Source organism: Christiangramia sp. (assembly GCF_029937855.1).
Classification (GTDB): domain Bacteria; phylum Bacteroidota; class Bacteroidia; order Flavobacteriales; family Flavobacteriaceae; genus Christiangramia.
Map to the genome: position 1 here is coordinate 55,708 of NZ_JAPYPC010000021.1, position 17,977 is coordinate 73,684.

The 17,977-nt window shown below is 37.9% G+C and carries 18 protein-coding genes; 13 read left to right on the plus strand and 5 right to left on the minus strand.

Annotation, left to right across the window (positions count from 1 at the left end; translation table 11 throughout):
• Positions 1–7: 7 nt before the first annotated feature.
• The 10 genes from Q1K34_RS11865 to Q1K34_RS11910 are packed head-to-tail and all read left to right on the plus strand — an operon-like array spanning position 8 to position 10,581.
• Positions 8–2,032 (plus strand): GDP-mannose 4,6-dehydratase, encoded by a 2,025-nt coding sequence (locus Q1K34_RS11865; protein WP_300438981.1) that lies wholly within the window; start codon positions 8–10, stop codon positions 2,030–2,032.
• The gene (locus Q1K34_RS11870) at positions 2,029–3,054 is read left to right on the plus strand and encodes a zinc-binding dehydrogenase (protein ID WP_300438983.1); all 1,026 of its coding nucleotides are present in this window, start codon (positions 2,029–2,031) and stop codon (positions 3,052–3,054) included. Before Q1K34_RS11865 ends, Q1K34_RS11870 begins: the two co-directional genes overlap by 4 nt.
• Complete coding sequence (locus tag Q1K34_RS11875; protein ID WP_300438985.1) at positions 3,051–4,079, plus strand: Gfo/Idh/MocA family oxidoreductase; 1,029 nt, start codon at positions 3,051–3,053, stop codon at positions 4,077–4,079. Before Q1K34_RS11870 ends, Q1K34_RS11875 begins: the two co-directional genes overlap by 4 nt.
• A complete protein-coding gene (locus Q1K34_RS11880) occupies positions 4,069–5,184 on the plus strand; it encodes a glycosyltransferase (protein ID WP_300438987.1) in 1,116 nt (371 codons plus the stop codon). The genes Q1K34_RS11875 and Q1K34_RS11880 overlap by 11 nt, the downstream gene beginning before the upstream one ends.
• Complete coding sequence (locus Q1K34_RS11885) at positions 5,181–6,296, plus strand: glycosyltransferase (protein WP_300438989.1); 1,116 nt, start codon at positions 5,181–5,183, stop codon at positions 6,294–6,296. The genes Q1K34_RS11880 and Q1K34_RS11885 overlap by 4 nt, the downstream gene beginning before the upstream one ends.
• Positions 6,296–7,414, plus strand: coding sequence for a glycosyltransferase (locus Q1K34_RS11890; protein WP_300438991.1), 1,119 nt, complete (start codon positions 6,296–6,298; stop codon positions 7,412–7,414). Before Q1K34_RS11885 ends, Q1K34_RS11890 begins: the two co-directional genes overlap by 1 nt.
• Positions 7,411–8,487: a glycosyltransferase gene (locus Q1K34_RS11895; protein WP_300438993.1), complete on the plus strand. Its 1,077-nt coding sequence runs from the start codon at positions 7,411–7,413 to the stop codon at positions 8,485–8,487. Before Q1K34_RS11890 ends, Q1K34_RS11895 begins: the two co-directional genes overlap by 4 nt.
• Entirely contained in the window at positions 8,488–9,282 is a 795-nt protein-coding gene (locus Q1K34_RS11900; RefSeq protein WP_300438995.1) for a TIGR04290 family methyltransferase, read from the plus strand.
• A gap of 21 nt (positions 9,283–9,303) precedes the next feature.
• Positions 9,304–9,582 carry a hypothetical protein gene (locus Q1K34_RS11905; protein ID WP_300438998.1) on the plus strand — a complete coding sequence of 93 codons (279 nt, stop codon included), beginning with the start codon at positions 9,304–9,306 and terminating at the stop codon, positions 9,580–9,582.
• A 12-nt stretch (positions 9,583–9,594) separates the two neighbouring features.
• Entirely contained in the window at positions 9,595–10,581 is a 987-nt protein-coding gene (locus Q1K34_RS11910) for an SDR family oxidoreductase (protein ID WP_300439001.1), read from the plus strand.
• 239 nt (positions 10,582–10,820) lie between these two features.
• On the opposite strand, the gene Q1K34_RS11915 is transcribed toward Q1K34_RS11910, so the two are convergent.
• Positions 10,821–11,513 carry a hypothetical protein gene (locus Q1K34_RS11915; protein WP_300439004.1) on the minus strand — a complete coding sequence of 231 codons (693 nt, stop codon included), beginning with the start codon at positions 11,511–11,513 and terminating at the stop codon, positions 10,821–10,823.
• Entirely contained in the window at positions 11,510–14,014 is a 2,505-nt protein-coding gene (locus Q1K34_RS11920) for a YCF48-related protein (protein WP_300439006.1), read from the minus strand. The genes Q1K34_RS11915 and Q1K34_RS11920 overlap by 4 nt, the downstream gene beginning before the upstream one ends.
• Positions 14,015–14,393: 379 nt before the next feature.
• Between Q1K34_RS11920 and Q1K34_RS11925 the strand changes: the two genes are divergently transcribed.
• The 3 genes from Q1K34_RS11925 (at position 14,394) to Q1K34_RS11935 (ending at position 15,340) form a co-directional block, all read left to right on the plus strand.
• Positions 14,394–14,549 (plus strand): hypothetical protein, encoded by a 156-nt coding sequence (locus tag Q1K34_RS11925; protein ID WP_300439008.1) that lies wholly within the window; start codon positions 14,394–14,396, stop codon positions 14,547–14,549.
• A 348-nt stretch (positions 14,550–14,897) separates the two neighbouring features.
• Positions 14,898–15,059, plus strand: coding sequence for a hypothetical protein (locus Q1K34_RS11930; protein WP_300439011.1), 162 nt, complete (start codon positions 14,898–14,900; stop codon positions 15,057–15,059).
• Between the two features lie 116 nt (positions 15,060–15,175).
• Positions 15,176–15,340, plus strand: coding sequence for a hypothetical protein (locus tag Q1K34_RS11935; RefSeq protein ID WP_300439014.1), 165 nt, complete (start codon positions 15,176–15,178; stop codon positions 15,338–15,340).
• A gap of 194 nt (positions 15,341–15,534) precedes the next feature.
• Here the strand turns inward: Q1K34_RS11935 and Q1K34_RS11940 are convergent, their stop codons facing one another.
• The 3 genes from Q1K34_RS11940 to Q1K34_RS11950 all read right to left on the minus strand — a co-directional run bounded on the left by Q1K34_RS11940 (position 15,535) and on the right by Q1K34_RS11950 (position 17,774).
• The gene (locus Q1K34_RS11940) at positions 15,535–16,428 is read right to left on the minus strand and encodes a sugar phosphate isomerase/epimerase (RefSeq protein ID WP_300439017.1); all 894 of its coding nucleotides are present in this window, start codon (positions 16,426–16,428) and stop codon (positions 15,535–15,537) included.
• Positions 16,429–16,559: 131 nt separating this feature from the next.
• On the minus strand, positions 16,560–16,769 hold the full coding sequence (locus Q1K34_RS11945) for an integrase core domain-containing protein (protein ID WP_300439019.1): 210 nt from the start codon (positions 16,767–16,769) through the stop codon (positions 16,560–16,562).
• Between the two features lie 675 nt (positions 16,770–17,444).
• A complete protein-coding gene (locus tag Q1K34_RS11950) occupies positions 17,445–17,774 on the minus strand; it encodes a transposase (protein WP_300439022.1) in 330 nt (109 codons plus the stop codon).
• Between the last annotated feature and the right edge of the window lie 203 nt (positions 17,775–17,977).

Below are 17,977 nucleotides of genomic sequence, written 5' to 3' on the forward strand. Positions count from 1 at the left end.
ACCCAATATGGAAAAGAAAGATCGAACAGAAACTCCTGTACTTGGTATACTCGAATGGTTTAGACCGGGAGAGAATAAAGAAGTGGAAAATACACTTCAGGATCTGGAAAGACTTGGTATAAAACATTTAAGAACCGGGATTTCCTGGGCCGATTGGTATGTGGAAGGTACCGAAGAGTGGTATGACTGGCTTTTTAAAGAAGTAAGTTCTAAAGTAGAGATGCTTCCCTGTTTTCTTTATACTCCGCCTTCCATCGGCGAAACACCTAAAACTTCATCTCCTCCAAAATATTTAAAATCCTATGCCGATTTTCTTGATGTAATGATCAATAAATATGGGGAATATTTTGAATGGATGGAGCTTTGGAATGAACCCAATAATAAAATCGAATATGATTTCACTTTGGATTTTTCCTGGAATAAGTTTTCAAAAATGATCGATATGGCCTCGTATTGGGCAAAGCAAAAGGGTAAGAAGACCGTTTTAGGAGGAATGAGTCCAATAGATCCTAACTGGCTTAGAATGATGGCTGAAAATGGCACCCTGGAGAATATCGATGCCGTAGGAATTCATGGATTTCCGCATGTTTTTGACCAGCAATGGAGCAGTTGGGAAGAAAATATCAAACAGGTAAGAAAAGTACTTACCAATTTTGATCTGGATAAAGAGCTGTGGATTTCGGAGGCAGGTTTTTCTACCTGGCAGCACGATGAAGTAAAACAGTACGAAGAATTTAAAAAGGTACTGAAAACTTCAGCAGACAGGGTTTACTGGTATAGCATGAATGATCTTGATCCTAAAAATGCTACCGTAGGTGGTTTCCATCTGGATGAAAGGGAATATTTTTTCGGACTTAAAAAAACAGACGGAACTAAAAAATTACTTTACCGATTACTGGAAAAGCATGGTGTGGAGAATATTCATCAGCATACTTATATCACCAAAGAATATAAAATTGAACCTGAAGAAAATTATAGCCTAATTACCGGGGGAGCAGGATTTATCGGGGTTAATCTGGCAGATCGTCTATTGCAGGAGGGGAAAACCGTAATGATCTATGACAACCTTTTCCGGGATGGGGTAGAGCAGAACCTGCAATGGCTTCAGAAAAAATACCCCAGGAATTTAATAGTGCAAATTGCAGATATCCGGGAAAAATCTATCCTTGAAGCCTGTGTTAGAAAAGCGAACGAAATCTTTCATTTTTCTGCACAGGTCGCTGTAACCACTTCGCTTACCAGTCCCGATATGGATTTTGAGGTAAATCTGCAGGGAACCTTTAATATCCTGGAGGCGATTAGGAAAACGGAACATAAACCATCACTGATATTTACTTCTACAAATAAGGTTTATGGAGATCTTAATGATCTAAAGATGGGTTCCAATGAAACCAGGTATTTTCCTTCAGATAAAAATATTGAAGAAAACGGCGTAAGTGAGAAAAGAAATTTGGATTTCCATAGTCCGTATGGCTGTTCTAAAGGAGCAGCAGATCAATATATTTTGGATTATTCTCAATCCTACGGATTAAAAACCACGGTCTTTAGAATGAGCTGTATATATGGTCCGCACCAGTTTGGAACGGAGGATCAGGGCTGGGTGGCCCACTTTCTCATAAGCGCCCTGGAAAATAAACCAATTGTGATCTACGGAAATGGAAAACAGGTGAGGGATATCCTTTTTGTAAAAGATCTGGTAAATGCATTCATACTGGCCGGTAAAAATATAGAGAAAATAAAAGGCCAGGTTTTCAATATAGGTGGTGGTCCTGAAAACACCGTGAGTTTAATTGAAATACTTGATAAGATCAAAGAAAAAACAGGAAAGGAAGTGCCGGTTTCATTTGAAGAATGGAGGAGGGGAGATCAGTTATACTACGTTTCAGATACTTCGAAATTCAGCAAGGCAACAGGATGGAAACCTGAATATTCAGTGGATGAAGGTGTGGAAGAACTAATGAACTGGTTAATTGAAAATCGTAATCTGAAAATTGAAAATAAGAATTCTTCAGCAAAAGAAATAGCAGTATGAGGATTAGCAGGGAGATACAGGAAATGCCAGCCTTACCAAAAGAAGATTTGGTTTATAAGGCGGCAGTTATAAAGCAACCAGGTAGAGTTTCACTTGAAGAATATAAAGTGCCTAAACCTGATAAGAACGAGGTAAGGATAAAACTAGAAGGTTCCGGCGTTTGCACCTCTAATATTCCTCTTTGGGAAGGTCGTGAATGGTTCGATTATCCTATTGAACCAGGCCAACCAGGGCATGAAGGCTGGGGGATCATTGAGGAAATTGGCAGTGAGGTGAAAGGTTTTACAGTAGGTGAAAGAGTCACCGGATTAACCTACAATGCCTATGCGACTTATGATATCGCTACTCCGGAAAATCTGGTGAAACTGCCCGATTTTTTGGATGATAAACCTTTTCCTGGGGAGCCGCTTGGCTGTGCTATGAATATTTTCAACAGGAGCGATATTCACGCTGGGCAAACAATTGCTGTAGTTGGTTGCGGATTTTTAGGCCTTCTTTTGATCCAGCTGATCAAATCGAGAGGTGCCAAAGTTATTGCCATCTCAAAAAGAGAATTTTCCCTGAAAGCTGCGGAAGAAGCCGGGGCAGATGAAATGATTCCGATGGATGATTATTATAAAATCATTGAAGAAGTAAAGAATAATACTGGCGGATTATTGTGTCATCGGGTCATTGAAGCTACCGGCAAGGAGTGGCCGTTGAACCTTTCTATAGAACTAACGGCAGAAAAGGGGAAATTAATCGTAGCCGGATTTCACCAGGATGGTATGAGAAATCTTAACGTTCAAATGCTGAACTGGCGCGGTATCGATATGATTAGTGCCCATGAACGGGATCCGAAACAATATAGCAAGGGAATTAAAGATGCCATTGAAGCAATTCGAAAAAATGAAATGGATCCATTTCCGCTTTTTACACATAAGTTTTCCCTGGAGGAAATGGAGAAAGCCTTCCAGCATCTTACAGAACGCCCGGATGGTTTTATAAAAGCATTGGTAATCAATAATAAAAGTTCTAAATGATAGCCACAGATTCGAAAGAGAAGAATACGAACTCAAAAGACCTATCAATGGGCTTTATTGGGGTGGGCTGGATAGGCAGAAACCGAATGGAAGTAATGCTTCAAAATCCTAATTTACAAGCTGCCGCCATTGCCGAACCTTTCAACGAAAATGCCGAAGCAGCACGAAAAGTAGCACCTGACACAAATATCACTAAATCTCCAGAAGAGATCTATGAAAATGAAGAAATAGATGCCGTAGTGATCGCCACTCCCAGTGCGATGCACGCGGAACAAAGTATAAAGGCACTCAATTCTGGGAAAGCTGTTTTTTGTCAGAAGCCTTTAGGACGGACTGCTGCTGAGGTGAGAGAAGTTATAAATGCCTCGGCAAGAAATAATAAATTATTGGGTGTAGATATGTCTTACCGTTACACGAAGGCATTTAAAGCGGTTTATGAGGTGGTAAAAAGAGGAAACCTGGGAAAGATATATGCGGTAGACCTGGTTTTCCATAATGCTTATGGCCCGGATAAGGATTGGTTTTTTGATATTAAAAGATCTGGTGGTGGCAGTGTGATGGATTTGGGAATCCATTTAATAGATCTAGCCTTGTGGAGCCTGGATTTTCCTGGAATACGAGAAGTGAATAGCAAATTATATCACAAAGGCAAAAAGCTGAAATCTTTTGAGGAAGAAGTAGAAGATTTCGCTCAAGTTTCTATGATTTCTGAAGATGATACAAGTATAAATTTACAGTGCTCCTGGCATGTTTCCGCAGGTAGGGATGCAGTGATAGAAGCAAAATTCTATGGCACTGAAGGAGGAGCGGCATTTAAGAATGTTGACGGTTCATTTTATGATTTTGTTGCTGAAAAATATAGCGGAACCCAAACCGAAGTATTGGTATCTCCACCAGATGATTGGAGTGGAAGGGCCGGTCTCGTCTGGGTCAAAAATTTACTGAAAGATGATACTTATGATGAGCAAAGCGCAGAGGAATTTTTGAAGACCAGTGAAATTATAGACAGGATCTATGGAAGATAGCAGGATCAAAATATTGATGACTACAGATACACTGGGAGGAGTCTGGACCTACACCCTGGAGCTTTGTAAAATCTTGGGAGTTTATGGAGTAGAAGTTCACCTGGCCTCACTGGGAGCTCTGCCTTCACCCGGGCAGGAAAAAGAAGTTTCCAGTTTGGAAAATGTCTCGTTATATCGTAGTGATTTTAAGTTAGAATGGATGCAGGATTGTGCAGAAGACCTTATAGAAATGCGCAAATGGATCTATAGCCTATACCGGGAAATTCAACCAACTCTGGTACATTTCAACAATTTTGTTCCGCTAAATTTTAACGGTACGCCAATCATAACTGTTTTCCACTCCTGTGTACAAACCTGGTGGGAATCTGTAAAATCTAAATCTGCTCCTGCTGAATGGGAAAATTATAAACAGCATGTAAAAAATTCTCTGAATGTATCAAACCTGGTAATAAGTCCGAGTTGTGCTCTATTGAGACAGGCAATGGAAATTTATGAATTTTCCAGTAAGACAAAGGTGATCCATAACGGCAGAGAATTAAAATTTTCCGAAGAAATAAATAAAGAGAAGATTATTTTCGCGATGGGCAGGATCTGGGATGAGGCAAAGAATCTGGAAATTCTTTCTGCAGTAGCGAAAAATTTAGCCTGGCCGGTTTATATCGCCGGGGATAATAAAGATCCTCATACAGGAAAGGAGCTTCAGATAGAAAATGTGCATTTCGTGGGACAATTATCTTCTTCAGAAGTAAAAGAATATTTGCAGCGCGCTTCCATATTTGTGAGTCCGGCGAAATATGAACCTTTCGGGCTTTCCATTCTGGAGGCTGCAAAGGCAGGATGTGCTTTGGCCATAAGTAATATTGACACACTGCAGGAATTATGGTGTGGAGCTGCCACATTTTTTGATCCTGGCAATAAGAATGAAATCCAGAACAAACTACTTCAGCTAATTGATGATGAGAATAAAAGAGAAGAACTGGCAGCTAAAGCTGAAAAAAGAGCGGCTTCTTATGATCTACAGAAAATGGGAGAATGCTATATGGAGCTTTATAAGGAACTAATATATACTAACCAACCAATTAGAAAACCAAGTTATAGCTTATGAAATTTGTACTTTTTTATCACTCACTTTATTCCGACTGGAATCACGGAAATGCTCATTTTTTAAGGGGTATCGTAAAAGAACTCAAAATGAGAGGACACGAAGTGGAAGTTTTTGAACCGGAAAATGGGTGGAGCCTGAAAAATCTCTTGAAAGATCACGGCGCGGAAAAACTGGATGAATTCCGACATTATTATCCTACTCTAAATCCTCAATTTTATAATGCCGATAAACCTTTAAACCATGAAGCTATTTTAAAAGATGCTGATGTGGTTATAGTTCATGAATGGAACTCTCCGGAAATGGTAGCCGATTTAGGTAAAAAGAAAGGACGATTTGGCTATAAATTACTATTTCATGATACTCATCACCGGGCTGTTTCTGACGTTGAGAGTATGGCGAAGTACAACTTTCAAGATTATGACGGAGCCCTGGTATTCGGAAAAGTGATCAAGAAGATCTACGAGGAAAAAGGCTGGCTGGATAAAGTCTGGACCTGGCATGAAGCGGCAGATGCAGAACTTTTTTCTCCGGATAGAGATCAGGAAAAGGGAGGAGACCTGGTTTGGATTGGAAACTGGGGTGACGATGAACGAACTGAGGAATTAATGGAATTTCTTATTGAACCCGTGAAGGAATTAGGTATAAAAGCTAAAGTTTATGGAGTGCGATATCCTGAAAAGGCGAAAAAAGCGCTTGCAGATGCGGGGATAGAATATGGAGGCTGGTTACCGAATTATAAAGTACCCGAAGTTTTTGCGAAATATAAAGTCACCGTTCATGTACCTCGTCGCCCTTATGTGGAGATGTTGCCAGGAATTCCCACCATTCGGCCTTTTGAAGCTTTATCCTGCGGAATTCCGCTAATCTGTAGTCCCTGGTCGGATGAGGAGAATTTGTTCACTCCTGGCGAGGACTACTTGTTGGCCAGTGATGGAAATGAGATGGGTTATCGCATTGCTGAGGTTCTTAAAAGTGCCCAGCTTGCACAAAGCCTTTCTGAAAACGGCCGAAAAACCATTCTGGAAAGACATACCTGTTCCCACAGGGTGGATGAACTGGAAGGAATTATTCAAGTAATAGAAGCAACTAAATCAACAAAAAAGACAGCCTGATGAAGAAGAAATTAAATATAGCATTTTTTGGCTCCAGTATTGTTTCAGCCTACTGGAATGGCGCAGCCACTTATTACCGTGGCATCGTAAAAGCCCTTCATAAAAAAGGTCATTCGGTTACATTTTATGAACCGAATATTCTGGATAGACAAAAACATCGCGATATCGAAGATCCTGAATGGTGTGAGGTCGTGGTTTATGAAGAAGATAGTGTGACTCTACGGGGCTTACTTCGTAAAGCACAGGAAGAAGCTGATGTTTTGATTAAAGCAAGCGGTGTGGGAGTGTTTGATGAACTTATAGAAAAGGAGATAACGCAGCTTAAAAGAAAAGATAATTTGATCGTTTTCTGGGACGTGGATGCTCCGGCAACTTTGGACCGAATGGAGAATGATCAAAACGATCCTTTCCGGGAAGTGGTGCCAGATTATGATCTTATTTTAACGTATGGGGGAGGCACAACGGTACAGGAGGCGTATAAAAAATTCGGGGCGAAGGAATGTATTCCTATTTATAATGCACTGGACAGGGATATACATTTTCGTGTGGAACCCAATTCAAAATTCGATGCTTCCCTGGCTTTTCTTGGGAACCGTCTTCCAGACAGGGAATCCAGGGTAGAGGAATTCTTTTTACAACCGGCGAAAAATTTAGACAATCAAAAATTTATTCTGGGCGGCAGTGGCTGGGGAGATAAAGAGTTGCCGAAGAATGTGAATTACCTGGGCCATGTTTATACTAAAGATCATAATGCCTTTAACTGCACACCAAAAGCGGTGCTGAATATTAGCCGTGACAGTATGGCCCGATATGGCTTTTCACCGGCAACGAGGGTTTTTGAAGCAGCCGGTTCCGGAGCCTGTATCATTACCGATTACTGGAAAGGGATTTCGCAGTTTTTTGAACCTGGTAAGGAAATTCTGGTTGCTAAAAATGGAGAGGAAGTAAAGAATATTTTGAAAGAATTAGATGATGAGGAGGCTAAGGCGATTGGCGACGCGGCTTATGAAAGGGTGCTGGCAGAACATACCTATGAGCGCAGAGTAGAACAATTGGAAAAACTGATTTCAGAAAAACTGGCTCTGGATAAAAAAGAACCCTTAAATCAGCAATCATGAAATATGTCATTATAGGATTATCTGTTACTTCCTCCTGGGGAAATGGCCATGCCACTACATATCGCGCCCTGTTAAAGGAACTTGCGAAGCTGGGGAATGAAATTCTTTTCCTGGAAAAAGATGTGCCTTATTATGCCAGGCATCGGGATATGCCGCAGCCAGATTTCTGCAGGCTCGGTCTGTATAAAACCAATGAAGAATTAAAAGAAGAATACAAGGATGAAGTGACGAATGCCGATGTGGTTATAGTTGGATCTTACGTACAGCAAGGGGTAGAAGTTGGTAACTGGGTGGTGAATACAGCAAAAGGAGTGACCGCTTTTTATGATATAGATACCCCGGTTACACTGGCCAAGTTGAAAAGGGAAGATTATGAGTACCTCGATAAGGAGCTGATAAAAAAATATGATGTTTTTCTTTCTTTTTGTGGCGGACCTGTGCTGGACTACCTTGAAGATCATTATGGATCTCCGAACGCCAGGGCATTATACTGTTCAGTAGATCCCGATCTATATTTTCCAGAAAAAAATGAAATCAAGTGGCAAATGGGATATCTAGGTACTTACAGTGATGATCGGCAGCCTTCAGTACAGGAATTATTATTGAAGCCTGCGGGAAAATTACCAGAGGGGAAATTTATAGTCGCCGGGCCACAATATCCTGAACACATTCAATGGCCGAGTAATGTAGAGCGCATAGAACATTTACCTCCTGCTCAACACCGAAATTTTTATAACTCACAAAAGTTTACGTTGAACATCACCCGACAGGATATGATAAAGGCGGGACATTCGCCCAGCGTTCGGCTTTTTGAAGCCGCCGCTTGTGGGGTGCCTATTATTTCTGATTTCTGGAATGGGATAGACAGTCTTTTTGAGATCAATAAAGAAATACTTATTGCCGGTTCAGCTTCAGATGTATTGGAATGTTTTGAATCTATAGATGAAGAAGAACGTAAGGCGATAGGAGAAAGGGCAAGACAGAAAGTACTAAAACAGCATACGGCCAAAGCCAGGGCTAAGGAACTCCAGGAACATGTAAAATCAGTGATGAAAACTTCAGAAAAGATCTAGATGTCTATAGCAAGCGATATAAAAGAACTGGAACCCTGGTTCCATAATCTTCACCTTCCCGATGGGAGCCAGACTGCACAGGAGCACTTTCTAGGGGATTTCCCTTCTTTTAAGTGGCAGAATATCAAGAATAGTATTCCGGAGGATCTAAGCGGATGGAAAGTACTGGATATTGGGTGCAATGCTGGTTTTTACTCAATAGAACTGGCCAAACGCGGAGCTGAAGTAACGGGAATAGATCTAGATGATCATTATTTAACCCAGGCACAATGGGCTGCAGAACAATTCGGCCTGGAAGATCGCATCACTTTTAAGCAAATGCAGGTGTATGATCTTGCCCATACTTCAGAGGAATATGATCTAGTCTGGTTTATGGGTGTTTTTTACCATTTAAGGTATCCGCTTCTGGCCATGGATATAATTTCCCAAAAAACAAACAAAATGATGGTTTTCCAGACGCTTTCCTTACCGGGAAAAGAAAAGATGGAGGTGCCGGATGATGTGGAATTTCATAAGCGGGAAATCATGAAAACGGATGCCTGGCCAAAAATGGCTTTCATCGAAAATAAACTTGCAGGCGATCCTACCAACTGGTGGGCGCCTAACCACCAGGGAATAATTTCCATGCTTCGAAGTTGTGGGTTTAAGGTCATGGAGATGCCAGAGGACGAAACCTATGTGGCAGAAAAGGATTCAGGTATAGAAACCAGTCTCGGTACCTGGAATTATTCAGAATACCTTTCGGCTATAGGAAAAGACTGGAAGGATGAAATTCAGAATAAAACAAAAAAATAATTGTAGAATTTAAAATAGAAGATGATGTCAGATTCAAAAACAACAAAAGACCACGAAACAATCAAGAATTGGGTGGAAGAGAGAGATGGAAAACCGGCACTGGTTAAAGGAACCGGAGATAATGCGAAAGGTAGTGGCTTATTACGGATCAATTTTCCAGGAGGAGCAGAGGAGAGTTTGGAGAATATTTCGTGGGAGAAATTCTTCAGCATTTTCGATGAAAACAACCTGGAGTTTTTATACCAGGAAGAAACCAAAGATGGCGATGAAAGCCGCTTTTTCAAATTTGTGAACAAATAATCACTGGAAATTATGAAAAGGGTATTAATAACCGGTGCGGCGGGATTTTTAGGTTCACATCTCTGTGATCGTTTTATAGAGGAAGGTTTTGAAGTGATAGGAATGGATAACCTCATTACCGGCGATCTGAAGAATATTGAACATTTGTTCAGTAATTCAAAATTCGAATTTTACCATCACGACGTAACCAAGTTCGTGCATGTGCCGGGAAAGATAGATTATATCCTTCATTTTGCGTCACCAGCCAGTCCTATAGATTATTTGAAGATACCCATTCAAACCCTTAAAGTGGGCGCGATGGGGACTCATAATCTTTTAGGTCTGGCCAGGGTGAAAAATGCCAGAATTTTGATAGCTTCCACTTCTGAAGTATATGGCGATCCTCTGGTGCATCCTCAAACGGAAGAATATTACGGAAATGTAAGCGCCATTGGTCCTCGCGGGGTTTATGATGAAGCCAAGCGTTTTATGGAGTCTATCACTATGGCATATCATCGTTACCATGGTCTGGAAACAAGAATTGTGCGTATATTCAATACTTATGGACCAAGAATGAGGTTAAATGATGGCAGGGCTATTCCGGCTTTTATAGGTCAGGCATTGAGAGGAGAAGATCTTACCGTTTTTGGAGATGGTTCCCAAACCAGGTCATTCTGTTATGTAGATGACCAGATAGAAGGGATTTTCAGACTATTGATGAGTGATTATGTATATCCTGTTAATATTGGAAACCCGAAGGAAATTACCATAAATCAGTTAGCAGAGGAAATCCTGGAACTAACAGGAAGTAATCTTAAAATTGCAAGAAAACCATTACCAAAGGATGATCCTACCCAGCGAAAACCAGATATTACTAAAGCCAATGAGATCCTGGACTGGTTTCCTGTGGTTTCCAGAAAAGAAGGTTTTAATAAAACTCTGGAATATTTTAAAAGTCTTTCAGAAGAAGAACTATTTAAAAAGGAGCATAAGGATTTTAAGGAATATCAGAGAGTATAAGGAATATCTTATCTTGTCTTGAAACGGTTACGGTATTCGCAAGTTGCGGGAGTAAACTCAGATTTGTCGGTTTAGTGGTTTATAAATAATAGCAATTTTCAGCTAATTATCTGTTATTTGAGATGATCTGATGTTGGGCCAGGTGGTGTAAATAAATATGTAACCCGTTAAATTAAAAGGATAAGTCTTGTGTACTTAAAAATGCAATTAATATTATTCTAAATTAGAACTTTCATATTTCATTGAGTTTCAAAGCTCCAGACTTGTCCAATAGCTACTCCACTATTTTCATCTCTAACTTTTATATGCCAGTAGTATGTTGTGCTAGGACTAAGATTGTTAATTGAATAGGAATTTTTTTCCAGGTTTTCCTCAATCAATACAGGGGACGAACTAGTTCCAAAATATAGATCGTATCGTAAGAGATCTTCATCTTCATCTGTTGCCTCCCATTGAAGTTCAATTTCTAATTCGGCAATTACAGAATTGTTATCAGGGGTAACTAATTGAGGAACGGAAGGTAGGGAATTAGAGGTTTGCTCTGCCTCAGTATAAAAGTTTCGGGTTGAAGAATAAGTGCTGTAATTATTTTTATCATCTTTTGCCCTAACTCTCCAATAAAAATTTTTTCCTTTCGGAACCTCTTTACTTATAGTTGAATTAGAAATTTCAGTTTCAAAATACATCTCAGAAAAATCACTATCTTCAGCTAATTCAAATAGATATGAAACTTCATCCCCTTCCGGATCTGTAGAAGAAGACCATTTGAAATTAAGCTCATTTACGGTACAATATAAATCATTCTCAGGAAGTGAGAGTGAGGGTGTATTAGGTGCTTCGTTTTGATATTCTATTTCGTCGGTACTATCCGATTCTCCTGAACAAGAGGTTAACAGAATTAGACAGAAGAAGAAAATGTTTATATTTTTCATTTCTTATAAAATTTAATGAATCGGGAGGTTTCTAATTTTAAAATAACGTAATAAATACCTGTGCTGAAATCTTCAACCTGAAGTGTTATTCTCTTATTTTTGATAGTTTTTTTATCTGAATAAATAAGTTGACCAGAATTGTTATAAATAAAAACTGGGACCTGAGAAAAACCTGTTTCCGGTATGGTTATATTAACATAGGAACTGGCAGGATTAGGATAAGCAAATACAGATGCAGGATTCTCTATATTAAAAAGTAATGTTCCTTCACATAACTTATCTGATGTAATTTTAAGTATTCCTTCCTCATCCGTTTTTATGGTGAAAGTAGAAGAATTATAAGTACCTAACACTTTTCCATTAAGGGTAGCTAAAAAGGGACCTGATCCTTTTTCAATATCAACGTTCACAATGACCTCCTTAGATTGATTTTGCGATTGTATTCTTCCTTCTAATTCACCACCTGGTTTGATTATAGATTCAAAACACTGTTCAAAATCTGGGTTAGATTCTGTAGTTATGCAATAAGAATAATTATCAGCAGGAAGATCTTCGAGAAGCAACCTTTGAGTGAAGTTATAATTTTCACCATTAATAGATACAGAAAATTCGTTCTCTACTGAAGTTTCAATTAGAATGATTCCGTTATTCTTTTCTGCACAAGTTTCTTGACTAACTTTAATTGAAAATATATCTGTATCAATTTCATTCTCAAAATTGAATCCTGTTTCACTTCTGTAGATCTTGCCATTAGAGCCAGCAGTAAAAATGTTTTCAGTAGTTAACTCAATAGACCTGGTTCCATACTGGGTGGTAAGAAACTTCCAATTCTCTCCCCCATCTTCAGTTTTATAAATCTTTCCCTCCTCGTCTACAATAAACCCTATATTTTCCGTATAAAATTCAACCAGTTTATAATACTCGTATGGAATCGTAAGCTCCTCCCAGGTTTCCCCTCCATCATTAGTTTTCTGCATTAAGGCATTGTCTCCAATAACATAGCCTGTATTTTCATCTATAAAATGAAATGAATTTATGTCTTCATCAACCTCAAGTACAAAATCCCATGTAGTGCCACCGTCTATTGTTTTATATAACCGCCCATCAGAATATCCTATTCGATTACCATATCCAACCTGGTAATTTAGAAATTGAATATTTCCAAATTCAGTATCTAATACCTGATTCCAAGTATTCCCGCCATCAAAGGTTTTCATAACTTTTTTACGATTAAATCCACCTGAAATAAATCCAATATCTTCGTTAATAAAATAGATCGAACTTAAACCTTCATCAACAGTTATATCTAGTTTATTCCAGGTCATTCCACCATTAGTAGTTTTAAAAACATCACCAGAAATACTTAAAGTTCCTCCTCCAATAGAATATCCTGTATTTTCATCTACAAAGAAAAAACCACTACAATATGAATAATGGCTCGCAGTGCTAAAATAAGTCCAGTTATCACCATGGTCATTTGTTTTATAATAATCTTTACCAACCTGAGCATATCCCACTCCGCTTTCAAAGACTTTTATTTGATTTATATCCTTATAAAATAAAGAGTTCCCCTCCCATGTAAGTCCGCCATCGCTAGTTTTTATTATTCGACCTCGAGCACCAGTTGCAAACCCAATATTACTATCCTCAAAATAAATTCCGTACAAGGACGTATTCCCCACATAGCCATCTTGGAAGAAAATTGGAGTCCATGTAGTTCCCCCGTCTTCTGTTTTGAATGTTGCGCCGTATTCTCCTGTAATAAAACCAATATTTTCATTCAAAAAATAAAAATCATATATCGCAGAACTTATTCGTGATAACTCTTGCCAGGTCTCTCCTCCATCTATAGTTTTATAAATTTCATTATGTTCGCGAGAAGAAAATCCAATATTTTCATTCAAAAAATATACGGTAAAAAAATCTGACGGAATTATATTCGAGCTTTGAGTTTCATACCAATTCAAGCCACCATCAATAGTTTTTAACATTGTTCCATCTTTACATGCGGCATGCCCTACTAGTTCGCTAGTAAAATAAGTTTTATTAACATCTACCTCGGGTATGCTATAGCTTTCCCACGTATTACCACCATCGGTAGATTTCACAGTATTTCTTGAACTTGAAAGAATTATGATATTTTCATCAATTACATTAACCGTATTGTAAGAAAAATTAAAACCGGTAGAGATCTGATTCCAGGATTCTCCATTATTGGAAGACTTTAAAAGAAACCCGTTATTTCCTGCTATATAACCAGTACTATTATAGAAAGTCAAGTCATTTCCGCTGAAAATATCTCTTTTTTTATTCCAAGTAACACCTGAATCTATAGTTTCTAATAACTCATTTGAGGTTATGATATATCCGCGATTTTCAGAAACGAATTGAATTTCTTTTCCGGTATTTGTTGTAGGTTTCGGATTTAGAAGCACCCAGGACGTCTGAGAATTGGTTTTAAATGCACATAAAAGACAAAGAATAAGTAATTTTTTGACCATTGAAGTTTATTAAGATTATCGGAAACACATGAAATAATAAAAACTGGTTTCTATAAAATAACTAGTATTTCTAGACAAGGATTTGCTGAATTATATTAATAAAGGCTAATATATAATTATTTCCTAATAAAAATTGAAGTATGTTGTGTTATTCAAATTTCATAGCAATTTGGCCCAATGGTTAGGGTTCGTAAATTTCTAAAGCTAATTTAGCTAAAACTTAGAAAGAGATTTGAGGTTACAGTTGAAACAATTTCTTTAAGGATATCGGGGGATAGAAATTATATCCTTCCAGAACTTGAACAGTACCTAGATCCTTTAGAGAACGTATTAAAGACTAGCAAAAGTGAAAGAGAATACGGTTTATAATTAAAGAATTATGGAGCAACACATTTTAAAATTAGCCCTGGGAGTAGATGTATCAAAAGAGAATCTGGGTGTATCCCTTTGCCGTCTAACGGTTAACTTCGCAAAAGAGTTTGAGGATTCCTTTAGAGTAAGTAATGATCTTTCCGAATTTAAAAATTTATATTGACTTGATGAAGAAGTAGCCTCTAGAGCTGATCTTTGGATGGTAATGGAATTTACAGTAATCTTTCATGAAGCTAGTGATTGTTAGTGTGATGCAATCTGGAGGTGTTAAACGTTATGCCTAAAGGACCAAAAGGGAAGACCGATTCATTAGATAATCGTATACTAGCCATGATTAGTTGTGAACGAACATTTCTTTTCTGGACACCACCAACTCCTACTATGAGAGGTCTGAAAGGTCGTCCTTTCCTTTTAAAGAGAAATAAATAGAGCGCCACAGGGCATGCGGCATATGCCAATACAAGAGAACTAAACTGGTACAGGCAGCGCTTAAAAATTGGTCACAAAATAATTGCAGGAGATAGAGAAAGAGATGGCTTTGTTGATTAATGCCAGTCCTGATCTTAAACGAAGAATTAAACATTTAGAAAGTATTCCAGGTATTTTCTTTGTTTCAGCAGCTATGGTGCGAGGTGAAACCTTAGGCTTCACTGGCTTTACCAATGCCAAGTAGCTGGCTAGTTATGCTGGAATTGATGTCGTGCTGAAAGAATCCGGAGCTTACATAGGTAAGACCAGGATCAGTAGAAAGGGAATAAGAATATTCGGCAAGCACTCTAAATGCCAGCGATGACCGCTGAACGTTGGAATCTAACGTTGAAGAAATACTATGAGCGCGTAAAACCTACTAAGGCTAGACCTATCATTGGCCTGATGGCTGTAGAGCGAAAGCTGTTAGTGTTAATTTATAGCTTATGGAAGAATATGATCAATTACGATCCGGAATATGAGTAAAAAAAAAGATAGCAAGAACCGAAGTCCTTCACAGAATAGAAGCAATTTAGCATTATCTTCTTCCTAAAATTTTCATCAAAAATATTTGTTTTATAACTCAGGACCTGTCGCCAGTTGCGGGAGTAGAGATACGGATTTGTTTCATTCCTGGCGATGAACCGAGGTTGGCAGCTGGTTATTAGATTTAATTTTCGTTATAGATTTTCGTGCAAATATTTTTTAAAGTATTTAGCACTATCAGCTATACTTCTCATGGGGTTGTATTTGTAGTTACCCCCTTGTTCAATGTAATAGAATTCAAGTCCTGAATCAATTGGATCAGGAAGTATTGTTTTATAATCGATTGAACCATTACCTAGCTCGGTATAATCTTTATTAATTTTATCCATATCTTTTAGGTGCCACATCACATAACGCCCAGGTTGATTTTTAATTAATTCCTTTGGAGTAATATTCGTTGAATGCATAATCCAATACATGTCTAGTTGAAACTTGACAAGTTTGGGATCAGTTTCTCTTAAAATAATATCAAATCCAGTCTCACCATTATATTCTTTAAACTCAAAGCCGTGATTATGATATGCAAATCCAAGGCCTGTGTTAGTCACCTGTTCACCTATTAAATTTAATTTATTCGACATTATTTTAAAATTATCCATGGTTCGTTGTTCAGGTGCTATCCATGGCCATGTGATATATTTCATATCTATCTCTTGAGCACCTTTAATACATTGATCCACAAATCGTTTTAACTCGTCGTTTGATTTATTGAGAAATGATGAAAATCCAAAATGCCCACTAGATGCAGTAATTTGTAGTTCATCAAGAATTTTTTTAAAATCCGAAGTTTTATAACCATAAAAAGTATCTTTTTCACTGTTAAAACCAAATGTTTCAAAATCTTGATACCCCATACTTTTTGCAGCTTTTAGTGTTCGAATTGCATCTTTATTCATGTATTCGTTAACTGTATATAACTGCAGCCCCATTTTAAATTTTGGCCTTTCAAACATTGAATAACCTGTTAGAGGCAATAATGTGGAGGCTCCTAAAAGGCCCATGTTTTCAATAAAAAGTTTTCGGTTCATATTTTGAATTTAAAGACTTATACTTTATCAAATTCTTTTTTCGATAATGAAATTTGTGAAGGAAGTTTCTATTAACACTTTTATCATTTAGCTGTCTTTTCCGGAAATACGGCTACAGGTTAAAATTGATTTTACGCTGTTAATTTATATACCATATTTGGAGTTTGATAGTCTAAAGATAAATGTAATCTAATTTCATTGTATAATTTAATGGCATTTTTTGCAGCTATTTTAGCGTGAGCCAGATCTGTAACGGTCTGATCTAGATAAAACTCATCTTTAAGGATTCCGTTCACCCTCTCTGCCATAGCATTTTCGTAGCAGTGATTCTCTTCGCTCATACTAATGCTGTTTCTATGAAGGTTCTGGGTGTATGTATTGCAACAATACTGCATACCCCTACCTGATTGATGAATTAAGCCTTTAAACTCTTTGGTTTGATATAATACTTTGTTTAGAGCTCAAATGCACCCTTTGAGATCCAGGCTGTTGCTAAGATCATATCCTACGACCTTTCTGAAGTGCATATCTTTGATAAGACCCAGATAAGAAAAATCTTTTACTGTTCTGATATAAGTGATATCGCTTACCCATACCTGATTAGTCTGCTAACTTCGATATCTTTAATGATATTCTTGTATTTATGGAATCAATGCATTGAGTTAGTTGTTTTTGTGGTGTATTTTTTTCTAAGGGTGAGCATTTTATGTTCTCTAAGTACATTGAACAATGTATCCCTGCCAACTTTCAAATGTTGTTTTTCAAAGTCCTGGCTTAATGACTTCATAAGCTTTCGAACACCTTCTCTAGGCAGGGATTTGCGTCGTTTCTTTACGATAGGAACAATATGTTGTTCGATCTTTTTTCGTTTATCAGCTCTGCATTTGTACTTATAATACGCATCACGTTTTAAGTCAAAACAAGCACAGACCTGAGTTAACGAAACAAATCCCTTAGCTTTTTCCTTTGTTATGATTAAGGCTTGATACTTAGTTTTTTTTAAGTTTCAGGACGCTTTAATAGCCAAGTTTTTGAGCAGCCACTTCTAAATATGCATCATCGACCAATTGATCCATATCTTTTTTAAGCAGTAGCTTTTTAAGCTGCTCAATCTCTTTCTGAAGTTGCTTGATTCGTGTTATTTCATCTTTTGTATTCACTGTAACCCTAGTGTTCATAAGGTCTTTCCGGTTGTATTTTTTGATCCATTCATTAATAGTAGAAGGAGCAATACCGTAGAGTTTCCCAAGTTGATATTTGTTTAATTTACCTGAGGTAAGTTCGTTTAAAATTTTCAATTTGAAAGATTCCGAATACCGTCTGATTACTTTGTCATTTTTATACATAACTGTTTAGAATTATGTAGCCTTTATTCAGGACGGGTCAAAATGCTGTACAACGGTTCCGGTTATCGCCAGTTGGCGGAGTAAGGGACGCGGATTTGTCGGCTTAGTATTGGTTTGTTGGTCAAGTTAATTATTTTCTTTCTAACGCTGCCGCTTATTGGCGATGAGCATCAATGAAAAAGCAGTAATCGGTTATCTTTAAA